Below are 13,885 nucleotides of genomic sequence, written 5' to 3'. Positions count from 1 at the left end.
TCAAGCCACCTTCAGCAGCATGATGAGGGCGTAGCTGATCACGCCGAGTGCGAGGAGCGAGAGGATAACGGTGGAGGTGACGCGCGGGCCGGCCTTTGCCACAGCGCGGATGTCGACGGTGAGGCCGAGGGCGGCCATCGAAACGATGGTCAGCGTGTTGGACGCAGAGGCGATCGGCTGGAGCGACGCTTGCGGCAGCAGGTCGAAGGAACGCAGGGCCATCATCACCAGGAAGCCGATGATGAACCAGGGCACGATCTGGCCGAGCCCCGGACGGGCGCGGGCAGCCGCGCCATCGCTCGCGGCACGCTGGCTCTCCCCGATCAGCGCGAGAACGAGGATCACCGGTCCGAGCATCAGCACGCGGGTAAGCTTGACCAGCGTGCCGATCTGCACGCTGAGCGCGGCGACGGGGGCGGTGGCGGCCAGGACCTGCGGCACGGCATAGACGGTGAGGCCGGCGAACACGCCGTACTGGCCGGCGGAGAAGCCGAGGGCGGGCACGAGCAGGGGGAGGCCGATGACGGCCACCACGCCGAGCACGGCGGTAAAGGCAATCGAGGCCGCGACGTCCTTGCCGTTGGCGCCGATCACCGGGGCGGTGGCGGCGATGGCCGAATTGCCGCAGATCGAGTTGCCGCAGGCGACCAGCAGCGCCATGTTGTAGGGCAGGCCCAGGGCCCGGCCGATGCCGAAGCTGAGCAGGATCGAAACCATGACGACGCCGGCAATGCCCACGATGAGGGCCGGACCGGCATCGGCGATCGCGGCGGCACTGACGGAAGCGCCGAGCAGGACCACGGCTACTTCCAGCAGCGTCTTGGCACCGAAGGCGATGCCGCGGTCGAAGTGCATTTCCGGCCGGGCGAAGGTGCGGATCAGAGCGCCGATCAGGATCGCGAGGACCAGGGCTTCGAGCCAGGCCTTGCCGAACACCGTGGTCTCGAAGAGCTGGGCGGCCATGGCCAGGGCTGTCACGACGATGCACAAGCCGGCGCCCGGAATGATCTCGCGAGCCTTGTTGACGATGCCGGTATTCATGGCGGCCACTTTCAGGAAGTCGATGCGTTGGCTAATTTCTCGCTGAAAGGCACTGTTCAATCCATTTCGAAATAATGTAGGTTTCGTTCGATTCAATCGAACGATTATCACTCCGTGTTTCTTCACTGCGATCACGGTCGGGCACGCTTGGCCGCTTGCGCTACAGGAAGGCCCCATGACGCTGGAGCAGCTTCGCATCTTCGTGGCAGTGGCCGAGCGTGAGCACCTCACCCGGGCGGCGGAGGAACTTCGCCTCACGCCGTCAGCCGTCAGTTCGGCGATTCGCGTGCTGGAGGAGCGCTACGGCGCCACGCTGTTCCACCGCGTGGGCCGGCGCATCGAGATGACCGACATCGGACATCAGTTCCTGCCGGAGGCGCGCGCAACTCTCGCTTCGGCAAAGGCCGCAGAGCTGGCACTGTCCGAACTCGGCGGGGGGCTGCGCGGCTCGCTCACCGTCCAGGCCAGTCAGACCATCGCCAGCTACTGGGTCGTGCCGTTCCTCGCCCGCTACCATGATGTCCATCCCACCATCGATCTCAGACTGGAAATCGGTAACACCCAGAGCGTGACCCAGGCGGTGCTGGAGGGTGTGGCCGAGATCGGGTTCATCGAGGGCGCGATCGACGAGCCTGCGCTGCATGTGCAAACCGTGGCGCATGACCGTCTGATCGTGGTGGTGGCCCCCGGGCATCCCTGGGCCGATGGTCGCGACGTGCGCGCCTATGACATCGCTACGGCGCGCTGGATCATGCGGGAGGCTGGCTCGGGCACGCGCTCGGCTTTCGAAGCGGCCCTCAGCGGCTGGGGCGTGGATCCGGCGGCGCTGGAGATCGCGCTGGTGCTGCCCTCCAACGAGGCCGTGCGCTCCGCGGTGTTCTCGGGGCCCTTCGTCACCGTCATGTCGGAATTGGTGGCGGGCCCCGACCTGCAGGCCGGCCGCCTGGTGCGTATCGGCTTCGACATTCCGCCCCGCGCCTTCCGCATGCTGCGCCACAAGGAGCGCTATTTCACGAAGGCGGCCCGGATGCTTGAAATGGTGATCACGCAGACGGGCGGGTGAGGGCAGGTTTCATGCAGCACCCGTGCGAGGCAGTCGGGTCAGCCAGTAACCGCCGGCAAGGATGAGCGTGCAGCCGAGCAGCGCCCGGCTGTCGGGCACTTCGCCGAACGCCGCCAGGCCCAGGAGCGCCGCGAAAAGGATCCAGCTGTAGCCGATCGGTCCCGCCACGGCCATGTCGGCGAGCCGGTAGCCGCGAATGGTGCAGTATTGCGCCAGGATCGCCAGCGGCCCCAGCGACAGGCAGGCGAGGACGGGCCAGATGCCGATGGGTTTCCAGCTCCACAACGCAGGGCCGAGCATCAGCAGGAAGCTGAACAGATTGACATGGGCGAGGATGGCCAGGGGAGGATCGTCCCTGGTCAGGCGCTTGATGTAGATCGCCTCGAAGGCCATCAGCAGCGCGCCGAGCAGTGCCATGGCGGCGGGGAAGGCGAGATTCGTCGCTTCCTTCACCGGCGAGGCCTGGAACGCCACCACCCCGAACGCGCCCACGGCGCAGAGCAGGCCCGCGAGCCAGTGCCGCCAGCCGACGACCTCCCCCAGCATGACGACCGCGAGCAGGACGATGAACAGGCCGTCGAGAAGGCCGATTGCGCTGGCGGCGGCCATCGGCATGTGGGCGGCGGCATAGACGGCCGCCAGTCCTCCGAAGCAGCCGAAGCAGGCGCGCAGAAGGTGCTGGCCGGGTCGCGGACTGCGGAGACCGTCGGTTGCCCGCTTCGTGGACGCGGCTGCGACGAGCACGGTGAGGAAACCGCCGGCATAGCGCAGCAACAGCAGTTGCGGGATCGCCAGGGCCGGTCCCGCAAACCGCCCGGAGGCGAAGATCAGGGTAAATAGGGCGGTGCTCGCCAGCAGCCAGAGGGCCCCGCGCGCATTGTTGCCCAGGAGGCTGCCATTCTCTGCCGTTGAATTCGCTGCCGTCATCATGTTTGATGCATGCTTGGAAAGAAGACGGAAAACAAACGCGTAATTTTGCGTTTGCATAAGGAATTTCGATGCAGGTATCACCGCGCCTTCCATCCCTCAACGCCGTTCGAGTGTTCGAGGCAGCCGCCCGGCTGCTCAGCTTGAAGCTTGCGGGCGAGGAACTCGGCGTCACAGCGAGCGCCGTCAGCCACCAGGTGCGCCAGCTGGAGGAAGCGCTCCGTGTGCGGCTGTTCGCGCGCAGCAACAACGCCATCCAGCTCACGGCGGAGGGCGAGCGCTTCCTTGCCGCGGTGACGCCGGGGCTCGATACCATCGCCGCCGCGGCAGCGGCCCTGCATCGCGATGCCAATGAGGTTTTCGTCCGTGCCTCCGTCTCGCTCGCCCTGCGGTGGCTGATTCCGCGCCTCGGCCATTTTCGGGAGCTTCATCCCTCGATCCGGGTCCGCCTGGAGACACCTGTCTCCGCCATGGCCGATCACGACGATATCGATGTCGTCATCGGCTATTCACGCAGCGGCGCGATGGCACAGGGTGCGACCGTATTGTTCGAGGATGTCTGCGTCGCCGTCGCTGCTCCATTGAACGCGGCCCGCTATGCCGGGCGGTCCGCCGAGGCCGTGGTGGCTTCCGCCCCGTTCATCTCCGCCACGCCGGATGACTGGGACTGGCGCAAATGGGCCGGGCACTTCGGCGTCGATCCGGCAAGGCTGCGCATCACCAGCCGTTTTGACACCGACGATGCGGCGTGGGAGGCGAGCGCCGCCGGCCTCGGCCTCGCGCTCGCGACGCCCCGGTTGATCGAGCGGGAACTGGACCGCGGGCTGCTGGTCGTCACGGGACCTGAGGACGGCCTGCATTTCGGCACCTATTGGGTACGGACGCGCCCGCCCGCCCGCCGCGGGGCCGAGCTGTTCGAGAAATGGCTCCTGGAGTTGGTGAAGAGGGCGTAGGCCGTCGCCCAATGACTCCCGATATCGGTCTCCCAACGAATTTCCTTGCGGCCTTTGATGGCGAGGTCCAGCGTCGAGCGGGACCAGTCGGAGGGAGCAGTAGGCATGCCAGAGACCATTCGGATCAGGGGCCTTGAATTGCGTTTCCTGAGAAGCAAGGAAGACACGGGAGGCAGTCTCGACATGTTCGAGATGACGGTGCAGCCCAATTCGCGCATGCCGGTGGCCCATCATCACGAAAGCTGGGACGAAACCGTCTATGGCCTGGGCGGGGTGACGAGCTTCCGGGTCGATGGGCGCGACCTCACGGTGGCGCCCGGCGAGACCCTGTTCATCCCGCGTGGCGTCGTCCATGCCTTCCAGAACGACACGCAGGAGCCCTCGAGCTGCCTGGTGGTGTTGACGCCGGGCGTGCTCGGCCCCGGTTATTTCCGGGAAATGGCGGCTCTGCTCAGCGTCGAGCCGCCTGATCTCGCCGGGATGAAGGAGACGATGCTCCGCCACGGACTGGTGCCGGTGCCCGGCGCGTGAGGCTTCACCCCGCCTCGGTCAAGCTCCCTATCGGCAGGAGTTCCATGAAGGCCTTGCCGGCGGGGCTCAGCCCCGCTTTGCGCGTGGATGCGTGCAGGTCGCGGCGCAGGGTCGGCGTCAGGCGGCGCACCGCCAGGCCGCTCGTGTCGTCGGGCAGGGTCAGGTCCGGCATGATGGTGAGCGCAATGCCCTCCCGTACCATCGCGAAGATCGTGGAATTATCGCGCGCCAGGAACAGCACCTGCGGCTTGGCCCCGGCTGCGGCAAGCGCGGTCTCCAGTTGCGTGTCGTCGCCGCCGTCGGAAAAGATGGCGCGTTCGCCGTCGATTGCTTCGAGACCGATCGAGGCGGTCCTCGCCAGGCGATGATTGGCGGGCAGCACCAGTACGTAATCGTCATTGGCGACGATGTGATTGTCGAGATCGGGATGGGCCTGGCCGGTGATGCCGACATCGACGGCGCCGGCGAGCACCCAGGCGGTCACCTCGTCGTCGCTGCCCTCATGCAGGGTGATGCCCGCCTGCGGGTAGAGCGCACGGAAGGGTTTCAGCCAGCCGGGCAGGAGCCTCGCGGCTGCGCTCTGCACCGAACCGACACGCAAGGTCGCGCCGGCCAGCTTGTCGCTCGTGCGGGTGACGGCGGCCAGGCGCTGCGCGCCGGCCAGCAGCGACCTTGCTTCGATGAGCGCCGCCTCGCCCATGTCGGTCAGGATCACTCCCTCGCGCGTACGCGTGAGCAACTTAACGCCGAGCACCTCTTCCAGTCCTGCGATGGCCTGGCTGACCGCCGACTGCGTCAGGTGGATGCGCTGGGCGGCCGAGGTGAAGCCGCCCGTCTCGGCCACGGCGACGAAGCAGCGCAACTGCGTGAAAGTGATATTAGGATGCATGATCGGAAGGGCCTGCCTGAGTAGCCATCCTAATATGGCCCGGCTCCGGCCCGCTGCCTAGAGTGCCTGGCGCAACCTTTGACAGGCGTAGCATGTTAACCCTTTCTCATGAGCGGGGTGCTTTGGCGCGCGCTTTGCGCTATTGAGGTTAAGAAACTTGACGGCCGGGCGGGGATGATGGCTGACGCGGCAATGCCCGAACAAGGCTCGGAGCTTGGGGTCGCCATGCCCGCCAGGAAACGGTCGCGCTCGCTCTGGCGGCGCCTCGTCTATGCCGCGGTCGCGCTCGCAGCGATCCCCGTGCTGCTCACCTTCGTCTACGCCATGGTGCCGCCGGTTTCCCTGCCGATGCTCGGTCGTTATGTCACGGGCCAGAAGGTGGATCGCCAATGGGTGAGCCTCGAGGAAATCGCGCCGGTGGCGCGCTTTTCCGTCATGGCATCCGAGGACGGGCAGTTCTGCCGGCACTGGGGCGTCGATTTCGGTGCGATCGGCACGATCCTCGAGCAGGATGGCGGTCCTTCGCGCGGCGCGTCCACCATCGCGATGCAGACGGTGAAGAATCTCTATCTGTGGCCGCTGCCCACCTTCGCCCGCAAGCCGCTGGAAGTCCCGCTGGCGCTGTGGACCAATCTTGTCTGGTCGAAACGCCGCACGCTCGAAGTCTATCTCAATGTGGCACAGTGGGGGGACGGCATCTATGGAATAGAGGCTGCCTCGCAGTTCTATTTCAAGAAGCCTGCCTCCAAGCTGAACGCGCGCGAGGCGGCGCAGCTGGCGGTGGCGTTGCCCAATCCGGTCCGGCGCAGCGCGGGTTCGCCCACCCGGCGGCTGCGCAACCTCGCCGGGCTGATCATGAACCGGGCCAGGAATTCAGCGGAGTATTTCGCCTGCGTGAAGTGATCTTCCTTTCCGGGCGCGAGTCCGGCATCCTAAGGAGTGCACCGCTTCGCGCCAGGAAAATAATGACTCCGGCCCCTTTCTTCCTGAGTTCTCTTCCTGTATACGCTGCGCCTTCAATCGAATTTTGTCATCGGCCTGCCGTGACCATCACGGCATCCGCACGCCACGAAGAAGAAACCAATGGCTGTTCCGAAGCGAAAAACCTCCCGCATGAAGCGCGGCTTCCGCCGTTCCGCTGATGCCATCAAGGCGCCGACCTATGTCGAAGACAAGGATTCGGGCGAACTGCGCCGTCCCCACCATGTCGATCTGAAGACCGGCATGTATCGCGGCCGCCAGATTCTGACCCAGAAGTCCGAAGCCTGAGGTTCGGCGCGAAGATTCGCGCGGCACCTCTTCCGGGCCGGCCATTGCCGGCCCTTTTGTTTGTCTTGAGCCATCCCGCATGCGGCACGGTGCAAATACGGCTTCGCGAGACGACAAGTCAGACACTTGACAGGGCGTTCCCGATCTGCGCCGCGTCGCCCGGTGACGCGTCTGGTCGGGGGCGATGCCGCGAGTAATTCCAAACAGGGTGGAAAATTGCCCGGGGGCGCGGCATTTTTCCCCGCCTTTTCAGTGTTTGGCCCTTGTTGCGTCGGCAAAGCCTGTGTGTTAGGTGAGCGCTCGTGTTGTGGGGACGGGGCAGGTCCTCCTCCCACAACCGTGCAGAAATTCAACTTATCCGCCAAGGGGTTGGGCGGTCAGGCGCGGGGGAATCCCGGCAGGACTGCGTCTATTCCGAAGCGGCTTCAAGAGAGAGACGCGCGGTGGCAGGGGAAGAACCGATCGTATCTGGCATGGCGGGCCGCTATGCCATCGCCTTGTTCGAGCTCGCGAGCGAGCAGAACGCCATCGATTCCGTTGCCGCCGATCTCGGCCGTTTCAATGGCCTCGTGGAAGAAAGCGCCGATCTGCAGCGCCTCGTCCGCAGCCCCGTCTTTTCCTCCGACGAGCAGACCAAGGCCATCACGGCCGTGCTCGATCGCGCCGGTATCGGGGGCGTCGCCGCCAATTTCATCAAGCTTGCAGCTCATAACCGCCGCCTGTTCGCGGTGGGTGACATGATCCGCGGCTATACCGGGCTCGTCGCCAAGGCGCGTGGCCAGGCGACGGCCGAAGTGACGGCCGCACAGCCGCTTTCCGATGACAATCTCAACACCCTCAAGGATTCGCTCAAGACGGCGACCGGCAAGGATGTTGCCCTCAACGTCAAGGTCGACCCGAGCCTGATCGGCGGTCTGATCGTCAAGATCGGTTCCCGCATGATCGACGCCTCGCTGAAGACCAAACTCCAATCGATCAAGATCGCCATGAAAGAGGTCGGCTGATGGACATCCGCGCCGCAGAAATTTCCGCCATTCTGAAGGACCAGATCAAGAATTTCGGCCAGGAAGCCGAAGTTTCCGAAGTCGGTCAGGTTCTCTCCGTCGGTGACGGCATCGCCCGTGTCTACGGCCTCGACAATGTCCAGGCCGGTGAAATGGTCGAATTCCCCGGCGGTGTGCGCGGCATGGCGCTGAACCTCGAAACCGACAACGTCGGTATCGTGATCTTCGGTTCCGACCGTGAAATCGGCGAAGGCGACACCGTCAAGCGCACGGGCGCCATCGTCGAAGTGCCGGTCGGCAAGGGCCTGCTCGGCCGCGTGGTCGACGCCCTCGGCAATCCGATCGACGGCAAGGGCCCGATCCAGGGCGATCACCGCGCCCGCGTCGACGTCAAGGCTCCCGGCATCATTCCGCGCAAGTCGGTGAACGAGCCGATGGCGACCGGCCTCAAGGCCATCGACGCCCTGATCCCGATCGGCCGTGGCCAGCGCGAGCTGATCATCGGCGACCGCCAGACCGGCAAGACCGCCGTGGCGCTTGACACCATTCTCAACCAGAAGCCGCTCAACCAGGGCGACGACGAGACGAAGAAGCTCTACTGCGTCTACGTCGCCGTCGGCCAGAAGCGCTCCACGGTCGCTCAGTTCGTGAAGGTTCTCGAAGAGAACGGTGCGCTCGACTACTCCATCGTCGTTGCCGCCACCGCTTCCGATCCGGCGCCGATGCAGTACCTGGCGCCCTTCGCCGGCTGCGCCATGGGCGAGTATTTCCGCGATAACGGCATGCACGCCGTCATCATCTATGACGACCTCTCCAAGCAGGCCGTCGCCTACCGCCAGATGTCGCTGCTGCTGCGCCGTCCGCCGGGCCGCGAAGCCTATCCGGGCGACGTGTTCTACCTCCACTCCCGCCTGCTCGAGCGCGCCGCCAAGATGGGCCAGGCCGCCGGCCTCGGCTCGCTCACGGCTCTGCCGGTCATCGAGACCCAGGCCAACGACGTGTCGGCCTACATCCCGACCAACGTGATCTCGATCACCGACGGCCAGATCTTCCTCGAGACCGATCTGTTCTACCAGGGCATCCGCCCGGCCGTGAACGTGGGTCTGTCGGTGTCGCGCGTCGGCTCCTCGGCGCAGACCAAGGCGATGAAGAAGGTTGCCGGCAAGATCAAGGGCGAACTTGCCCAGTATCGCGAGATGGCCGCCTTCGCCCAGTTCGGTTCCGACCTCGATGCCACCACCCAGCGCCTGCTGGCCCGCGGCGCGCGTCTGACCGAACTGCTGAAGCAGGCGCAGTTCTCGCCGCTGAAGATGGAAGAGCAGGTCGTCGTGATCTATGCCGGCGTCAACGGCTATCTCGACAGGATCGACGTCTCCAAGGTGAAGAGCTTCGAGAACGGCCTTCTCGCCAAGCTGCGTGCCGAAGGCTCGGTCCTCGAGGCGATCCGTTCCTCGGGCGATCTGGCCGACAATGTCGCTGCCCAGCTCAAGGAGCAGGTCGAGGCTTTCGCCAAGACCTTCGCCTGATCGTAGTTCGTTCGATAGGAAGGCGAAGCGATGGCATCGCTGAAGGACCTTAGAAACCGCATTGCCTCGGTCAAGGCGACGCAGAAGATCACCAAGGCCATGCAGATGGTCGCGGCCGCCAAACTGCGTCGCGCCCAGTCCGCTGCCGAGGCGGCGCGTCCCTATGCCGAGCGCATCGATGCGGTGCTGACGAATCTGGCCGGCTCGATCGCCGATCCGCGCCAGGCGCCTCCGCTTCTGGCCGGCAACGGCAAGGACCAGACCCATCTCCTGGTGGTGTGCACCGGCGAGCGTGGCCTGTGCGGCGCGTTCAACACCTCGATCGCGCGCCTCGCCCGCGAGCATGCCACGGCCCTGATCGGCCAGGGCAAGACGGTGAAGATCCTCTGCGTGGGCCGCAAGGGCTATGACGTCCTCAAGCGCCAGTTCGAGAAGAACATCATCGAGCTCGTCGATTTCCGCTCGGTGCGCCAGCTCGCCTTCGAGCATGCCGACCAGGTCGGTGCGAAGATCCGCAAGCTCTATGCCGATGGCGAGTTCGACGTCTGCACGCTGTTCTACTCGACCTTCAAGTCGGTCATCTCGCAGATCCCGACCGCCAAGCGCCTGATCCCGGCCGAAGTGCCCGAGGTCGACGCCAGTGCGGATGCCCAGAAGATCGCCTACGAGTACGAGCCGGACGAGGGCGCGATTCTCGCCGAGCTGCTGCCGCGCAACATCTCGGTACAGGTGCTGCGCGCGCTGCTCGAGAACAACGCGTCGTTCTACGGTGCGCAGATGAGCGCCATGGACAACGCCACGCGCAACGCGGGTGAGATGATCAAGAAGCAGACGATCACCTACAACCGTACGCGCCAGGCGATGATCACCAAGGAACTGATCGAAATCATCTCGGGTGCGGAAGCACTCTAGGGTTAGCCCAGGGAGTATTGCGATGACGTCCTATACGACTTCTGGATCGACCAAGGGTGGCCGCGAAGGCCGCGCCGTTCTCGATAATGGCGGGCTCGCGCTGGCCATGGCCTTCCCGAAGGAGCTCGGCGGTGACGGTGCAGGCCACAATCCCGAGCAGCTCTTCGCGCTGGGCTACTCGGCCTGCTACGGCCAGGCCATCGTCGCACTGGGACGCAAGCATGGCCTCGACGGCAATACCGCCAAGATCACCTGCGCGGTGACCCTGACCAAGGACGACATCAGCTTCGCCCTCTCGGTGGAGCTGAAGGTCCATATCCCGGGCGCCGACCTCGACAAGGTCAAGGCGCTGGTCGAGGAAGCCCACACGATCTGCCCCTATTCCCGGGCGACCCGCAACAACGTGCCCGTCACGTTGACCGTCGTCTGATCCGTTTCAAGACTTAGAGAGACTTTGGAGAACCCCATGGCCAACAAGACCGGACGCGTTGCGCAGGTCATCGGCGCCGTCGTCGACGTGCAGTTCGACGATCATCTGCCGGAGATCCTGAACGCGCTTGAGACCACCAACAACGGCCAGCGCCTCGTGCTGGAAGTCGCCCAGCATCTTGGCGAGTCCACCGTCCGCTGCATCGCCATGGACATCTCCGAAGGTCTGGTCCGTGGTCAGCCGGTCACCGACACCGGCTCGCCGATCGCGGTGCCGGTCGGCAGCGCCACGCTGGGCCGCATCATGAACGTCATCGGCGAGCCGATCGACGAGGCGGGCCCGGTCAACGGCGAAGGTCTGCGTCCGATCCACGCGCCGGCTCCGAGCTTCGCCGAGCAGTCTACCGAAGCACAGATCCTCGTGACCGGCATCAAGGTCGTGGACCTCCTCGCTCCCTATGCCAAGGGTGGCAAGATCGGCCTGTTCGGCGGCGCCGGCGTGGGCAAGACCGTGCTCATCCAGGAACTGATCAACAACATCGCCAAGACCCATGGCGGCTTCTCTGTGTTCGCCGGCGTCGGCGAGCGCACCCGCGAAGGCAACGACCTCTATCACGAGTTCATCGAAGCCGGCGTCAACGACGATCCGCACAACCCCAAGGGCATCCAGTCGAAGTGCGCGCTGGTGTTCGGCCAGATGAACGAGCCGCCGGGCGCCCGCGCCCGCGTCGCTCTGACCGGCCTCACCGTCGCCGAGAACTTCCGTGACCAGGGCCAGGACGTGCTGTTCTTCGTGGACAACATCTTCCGCTTCACGCAGGCCGGCTCGGAAGTGTCGGCGCTCCTCGGCCGTATTCCTTCGGCCGTGGGCTACCAGCCGACGCTCGCCACCGACATGGGCGCCCTGCAGGAGCGCATCACCACCACCACCAAGGGTTCGATCACCTCGGTGCAGGCCATCTACGTGCCGGCCGACGACTTGACCGACCCGGCGCCAGCAACCTCCTTCGCCCATCTCGACGCCACGACCGTGCTGTCGCGTTCGATCGCTGAAAAGGGCATCTATCCCGCGGTGGATCCACTCGACTCGACCTCGCGCATGCTCAGCCCGGCCGTGGTCGGTGAGGAGCATTACGGCGTCGCCCGTTCGGTCCAGCAGATCCTGCAGCGCTACAAGGCCCTGCAGGACATCATCGCCATTCTCGGCATGGACGAGCTGTCTGAAGAGGACAAGCTCACCGTGGCTCGCGCCCGCAAGATCGAGCGCTTCCTGTCGCAGCCCTTCGACGTCGCTGCCGTGTTCACCGGCTCGCCGGGCGTGCAGGTGGCGATCGACGACACGATCAAGGGCTTCAAGGGCATCGTCGACGGTCAGTACGACTACCTGCCCGAGGCCGCCTTCTACATGGTCGGCACGATCGAGCAGGCTGTCGAGAAGGGCAAGCGCCTGGCCGCCGAGGCCGCGTAAGCTCGCTACTCCCCTCCAGGGAGGATTGGCCTGTGAAAGGCGGGGGTGGGGTGAGAACCGCCACCCTCGAAATTCAGGCTCGGGTGGGGTCGCAGAAAATCATCCCACCCCGGACTCCGTCCGAACCTCCCTTCACGGGGGGTGAAGGTTTCAGCGCAAGGACTGCCCGATGGCCAGCTTCCAATTCGAACTTGTAACGCCTGAGAAGCTGTTGTTCTCCGGCCCCGTCGATTCCGTCGTCGTGCCTGGCAGCGAGGGTGACTTCGAGGTGTTGCCCCTGCATGCGCCGGTAATGTCGACCATCCGCCCGGGCGTGATAGTCGTGAAGGAAACGGGTGCGGCATCGTCCCGCCGCCTGTTCGTTCGCGGCGGCTTCGCCGATGTGAACCCGAACGGCCTCACGATCCTGGCCGAACAGGCGATCGCGGTCGAGGAACTCACGGCGGAGAAGCTCCGGAGCGAGATCGCCGCGGCTGAGAGCGAAGCCAGTGTCGCCGCCGGCGATGTTGCTAAGGCCAGCGCCGACCTCAAGGTCGGCCAGCTGAAGGAACTGCAGCGGTCGCTCGCCTGAGCCGGCGTCGCTATAGAGATTCTTCAAAGCGCGCTTCGGCGCGCTTTTTGTTTGCCGCCTGCCGAGGAAAGCGCTTCACCGCAGCACGGCATACCGACTCCAGCCGTTGCGCGGGACAGCAGGCACCCTGCCGGCATAGTCCCACGCGACGATTAGCGAGCTTCCGGCAGCAGGCCGAGATGCCTGCGTTCCGGGGAGGTTACCCGTTGAGCTGGATCGTCGCCAGCAGCGCCCTCGCGACCTCGGGCGTCACGCGACGCCGGTAGCGCTCGTGCACGACCTGCCCATTGTGGAACACCTTGTGCTCGACATAGACCATGTTGCCGTCCCAGCGCAGAATGTTGTCGGTCTCCGTCGTCTCAATGACATTCAACCCGGGTACGAGCTGGCCCTCGGTGGTCTTGTCGCGCATTCAGGTGTTCCTCCCCTTCTTGAGTTCGCGCAGGTTTGCCAGCATAGCCCGACTTCGCGGCAAAAGGGAAAGAGGAATCGACGTCCGGGTGCGTGGGCATCGCCAACCCGACCGTGACCGATACTACGAGAAAGCGACCACGCAGGGATAGGATGCCCGTTCGTCGAGATCGAAGGCGTCACAATCGGCACTGTGCTCATGATCTATCCTTGACTGATTGAACGTTCAAAATATTGTGGTTGTATGCCAAGCACTCATCCGACCCCGTCCAATCGTCCCGTCAGGCTTCGCCGCGTCGATGCCGGCGACATTCGACGCCGCCAGTTGATCGAGGCGACCATCGTCGCCATCGCGGAAGTGGGTTTCAATGCCACCACCATCGCCGAGATCGCTCGCCGGGCGGATGTGTCCACCGGGCTGGTGTCCTTCTATTTCGGCGACAAGGACGGCCTGCTGGAGGCGACCCTGCGCCACCTTGCCCGCGAATTGTCCCGCGGCGCTGCCGCCCGCATGCGCGATGCCACAACGCCGAGGGCTCGCGTGCAGGCGGTGATCGAGACCATGCTCGGTGCCAGCCAGTTCGAGCGCGGCATCGGCACGGTCTGGCTCGCCTTCTGGGCGCAGGTGCCGCATTCGCCCAACTTCGCCCGCGTACAGCGTGCCTATCATGGCCGGCTCGCCACGAACCTTTCCTACGCGCTGCGCCCGATCCTGATGCGCGATCCCGCGCGCTCGCTCGCCGAGACGATCGCCTCGATGATCGACGGCCTGTGGCTGCGCGCCACCCTCGCCAACGATCCGGATGGACGCACGGCCCGCTCGGTCGCCAGCGCCTTCGTCGACAGTCAATTCATGCTGCTCGGCATCGGCCGGTAGCAAAGGAGACAAGA

16 protein-coding genes are annotated in these 13,885 nt (G+C 65.1%); 12 read left to right on the top strand and 4 right to left on the bottom strand.

Translation table 11 applies throughout. The features are described from left to right. Nucleotides 1–1,041 (bottom strand): YeiH family protein, encoded by a 1,041-nt coding sequence (locus AC6H34_RS08120; RefSeq protein ID WP_448150462.1) that lies wholly within the window; start codon nucleotides 1,039–1,041, stop codon nucleotides 1–3. Between the two features lie 175 nt (nucleotides 1,042–1,216). Here AC6H34_RS08120 and AC6H34_RS08115 point away from each other — a divergent pair, with 175 nt between their 5' ends. Then, entirely contained in the window at nucleotides 1,217–2,104 is an 888-nt protein-coding gene (locus AC6H34_RS08115) for a LysR family transcriptional regulator (RefSeq protein ID WP_448150463.1), read from the top strand. 9 nt (nucleotides 2,105–2,113) lie between these two features. Here the strand turns inward: AC6H34_RS08115 and AC6H34_RS08110 are convergent, their stop codons facing one another. After that, nucleotides 2,114–3,034 carry a DMT family transporter gene (locus tag AC6H34_RS08110; protein ID WP_497538442.1) on the bottom strand — a complete coding sequence of 307 codons (921 nt, stop codon included), beginning with the start codon at nucleotides 3,032–3,034 and terminating at the stop codon, nucleotides 2,114–2,116. A 68-nt stretch (nucleotides 3,035–3,102) separates the two neighbouring features. Here AC6H34_RS08110 and AC6H34_RS08105 point away from each other — a divergent pair, with 68 nt between their 5' ends. Together AC6H34_RS08105 and AC6H34_RS08100 are read left to right on the top strand one after the other, a co-directional pair. Then, complete coding sequence (locus tag AC6H34_RS08105; protein ID WP_497538441.1) at nucleotides 3,103–3,984, top strand: LysR substrate-binding domain-containing protein; 882 nt, start codon at nucleotides 3,103–3,105, stop codon at nucleotides 3,982–3,984. A 105-nt stretch (nucleotides 3,985–4,089) separates the two neighbouring features. Continuing rightward, complete coding sequence (locus tag AC6H34_RS08100; RefSeq protein ID WP_448150467.1) at nucleotides 4,090–4,515, top strand: cupin domain-containing protein; 426 nt, start codon at nucleotides 4,090–4,092, stop codon at nucleotides 4,513–4,515. Nucleotides 4,516–4,519: 4 nt separating this feature from the next. On the opposite strand, the gene AC6H34_RS08095 is transcribed toward AC6H34_RS08100, so the two are convergent. Continuing rightward, entirely contained in the window at nucleotides 4,520–5,404 is an 885-nt protein-coding gene (locus AC6H34_RS08095; RefSeq protein ID WP_448150468.1) for a LysR family transcriptional regulator, read from the bottom strand. A 174-nt stretch (nucleotides 5,405–5,578) separates the two neighbouring features. Between AC6H34_RS08095 and AC6H34_RS08090 the strand changes: the two genes are divergently transcribed. The 8 genes from AC6H34_RS08090 (at nucleotide 5,579) to AC6H34_RS08055 (ending at nucleotide 12,583) form a co-directional block, all read left to right on the top strand. Further along, on the top strand, nucleotides 5,579–6,307 hold the full coding sequence (locus AC6H34_RS08090) for a biosynthetic peptidoglycan transglycosylase (protein WP_497538440.1): 729 nt from the start codon (nucleotides 5,579–5,581) through the stop codon (nucleotides 6,305–6,307). 180 nt (nucleotides 6,308–6,487) lie between these two features. Further along, a complete protein-coding gene (gene rpmF / locus AC6H34_RS08085) occupies nucleotides 6,488–6,673 on the top strand; it encodes a 50S ribosomal protein L32 (RefSeq protein ID WP_448150470.1) in 186 nt (61 codons plus the stop codon). Between the two features lie 443 nt (nucleotides 6,674–7,116). After that, a complete protein-coding gene (locus tag AC6H34_RS08080) occupies nucleotides 7,117–7,677 on the top strand; it encodes a F0F1 ATP synthase subunit delta (RefSeq protein ID WP_448150471.1) in 561 nt (186 codons plus the stop codon). Then, nucleotides 7,677–9,203: a F0F1 ATP synthase subunit alpha gene (gene atpA, locus AC6H34_RS08075; protein WP_448150472.1), complete on the top strand. Its 1,527-nt coding sequence runs from the start codon at nucleotides 7,677–7,679 to the stop codon at nucleotides 9,201–9,203. The genes AC6H34_RS08080 and atpA overlap by 1 nt, the downstream gene beginning before the upstream one ends. Nucleotides 9,204–9,233: 30 nt before the next feature. Next, nucleotides 9,234–10,115, top strand: a complete 882-nt coding sequence (locus AC6H34_RS08070; RefSeq protein WP_448150473.1) for a F0F1 ATP synthase subunit gamma — start codon at nucleotides 9,234–9,236, stop codon at nucleotides 10,113–10,115. A gap of 22 nt (nucleotides 10,116–10,137) precedes the next feature. Continuing rightward, entirely contained in the window at nucleotides 10,138–10,545 is a 408-nt protein-coding gene (locus tag AC6H34_RS08065) for an organic hydroperoxide resistance protein (protein WP_448150474.1), read from the top strand. Between the two features lie 36 nt (nucleotides 10,546–10,581). Further along, the gene (gene atpD, locus AC6H34_RS08060; RefSeq protein WP_448150475.1) at nucleotides 10,582–12,012 is read left to right on the top strand and encodes a F0F1 ATP synthase subunit beta; all 1,431 of its coding nucleotides are present in this window, start codon (nucleotides 10,582–10,584) and stop codon (nucleotides 12,010–12,012) included. A gap of 169 nt (nucleotides 12,013–12,181) precedes the next feature. After that, complete coding sequence (locus AC6H34_RS08055) at nucleotides 12,182–12,583, top strand: F0F1 ATP synthase subunit epsilon (protein WP_497538439.1); 402 nt, start codon at nucleotides 12,182–12,184, stop codon at nucleotides 12,581–12,583. Between the two features lie 199 nt (nucleotides 12,584–12,782). On the opposite strand, the gene AC6H34_RS08050 is transcribed toward AC6H34_RS08055, so the two are convergent. Then, nucleotides 12,783–12,995, bottom strand: coding sequence for a hypothetical protein (locus AC6H34_RS08050; protein WP_448150477.1), 213 nt, complete (start codon nucleotides 12,993–12,995; stop codon nucleotides 12,783–12,785). A 243-nt stretch (nucleotides 12,996–13,238) separates the two neighbouring features. On the opposite strand from AC6H34_RS08050, the gene betI reads away from it, so the two are divergent. Next, on the top strand, nucleotides 13,239–13,871 hold the full coding sequence (betI, locus tag AC6H34_RS08045; RefSeq protein WP_497538438.1) for a choline-binding transcriptional repressor BetI: 633 nt from the start codon (nucleotides 13,239–13,241) through the stop codon (nucleotides 13,869–13,871). Nucleotides 13,872–13,885: the final 14 nt, after the last annotated feature.

It is taken from the genome of Labrys sp. ALF-8 (assembly GCF_059699065.1).
This window is presented reverse-complemented; position numbering and strand designations above follow the sequence as displayed.

Excerpts from the sequence above, each read along its gene's own strand:
- AC6H34_RS08100 (WP_448150467.1), top strand. The coding sequence starts at position 4,090 with ATGCCAGAGACCATTCGGATCAGGGGCCTTGAATTGCGTTTCCTGAGA.
- atpA (WP_448150472.1), top strand. The coding sequence starts at position 7,677 with ATGGACATCCGCGCCGCAGAAATTTCCGCCATTCTGAAGGACCAGATC.
- betI (WP_497538438.1), top strand. The coding sequence starts at position 13,239 with ATGCCAAGCACTCATCCGACCCCGTCCAATCGTCCCGTCAGGCTTCGC.
- AC6H34_RS08120 (WP_448150462.1), bottom strand. The coding sequence starts at position 1,041 with ATGAATACCGGCATCGTCAACAAGGCTCGCGAGATCATTCCGGGCGCC.
- AC6H34_RS08105 (WP_497538441.1), top strand. The coding sequence starts at position 3,103 with ATGCAGGTATCACCGCGCCTTCCATCCCTCAACGCCGTTCGAGTGTTC.
- AC6H34_RS08070 (WP_448150473.1), top strand. The coding sequence starts at position 9,234 with ATGGCATCGCTGAAGGACCTTAGAAACCGCATTGCCTCGGTCAAGGCG.
- AC6H34_RS08055 (WP_497538439.1), top strand. The coding sequence starts at position 12,182 with ATGGCCAGCTTCCAATTCGAACTTGTAACGCCTGAGAAGCTGTTGTTC.
- AC6H34_RS08110 (WP_497538442.1), bottom strand. The coding sequence starts at position 3,034 with ATGATGACGGCAGCGAATTCAACGGCAGAGAATGGCAGCCTCCTGGGC.
- AC6H34_RS08050 (WP_448150477.1), bottom strand. The coding sequence starts at position 12,995 with ATGCGCGACAAGACCACCGAGGGCCAGCTCGTACCCGGGTTGAATGTC.
- AC6H34_RS08090 (WP_497538440.1), top strand. The coding sequence starts at position 5,579 with ATGATGGCTGACGCGGCAATGCCCGAACAAGGCTCGGAGCTTGGGGTC.
- AC6H34_RS08065 (WP_448150474.1), top strand. The coding sequence starts at position 10,138 with ATGACGTCCTATACGACTTCTGGATCGACCAAGGGTGGCCGCGAAGGC.
- AC6H34_RS08095 (WP_448150468.1), bottom strand. The coding sequence starts at position 5,404 with ATGCATCCTAATATCACTTTCACGCAGTTGCGCTGCTTCGTCGCCGTG.
- AC6H34_RS08115 (WP_448150463.1), top strand. The coding sequence starts at position 1,217 with ATGACGCTGGAGCAGCTTCGCATCTTCGTGGCAGTGGCCGAGCGTGAG.
- rpmF (WP_448150470.1), top strand. The coding sequence starts at position 6,488 with ATGGCTGTTCCGAAGCGAAAAACCTCCCGCATGAAGCGCGGCTTCCGC.
- atpD (WP_448150475.1), top strand. The coding sequence starts at position 10,582 with ATGGCCAACAAGACCGGACGCGTTGCGCAGGTCATCGGCGCCGTCGTC.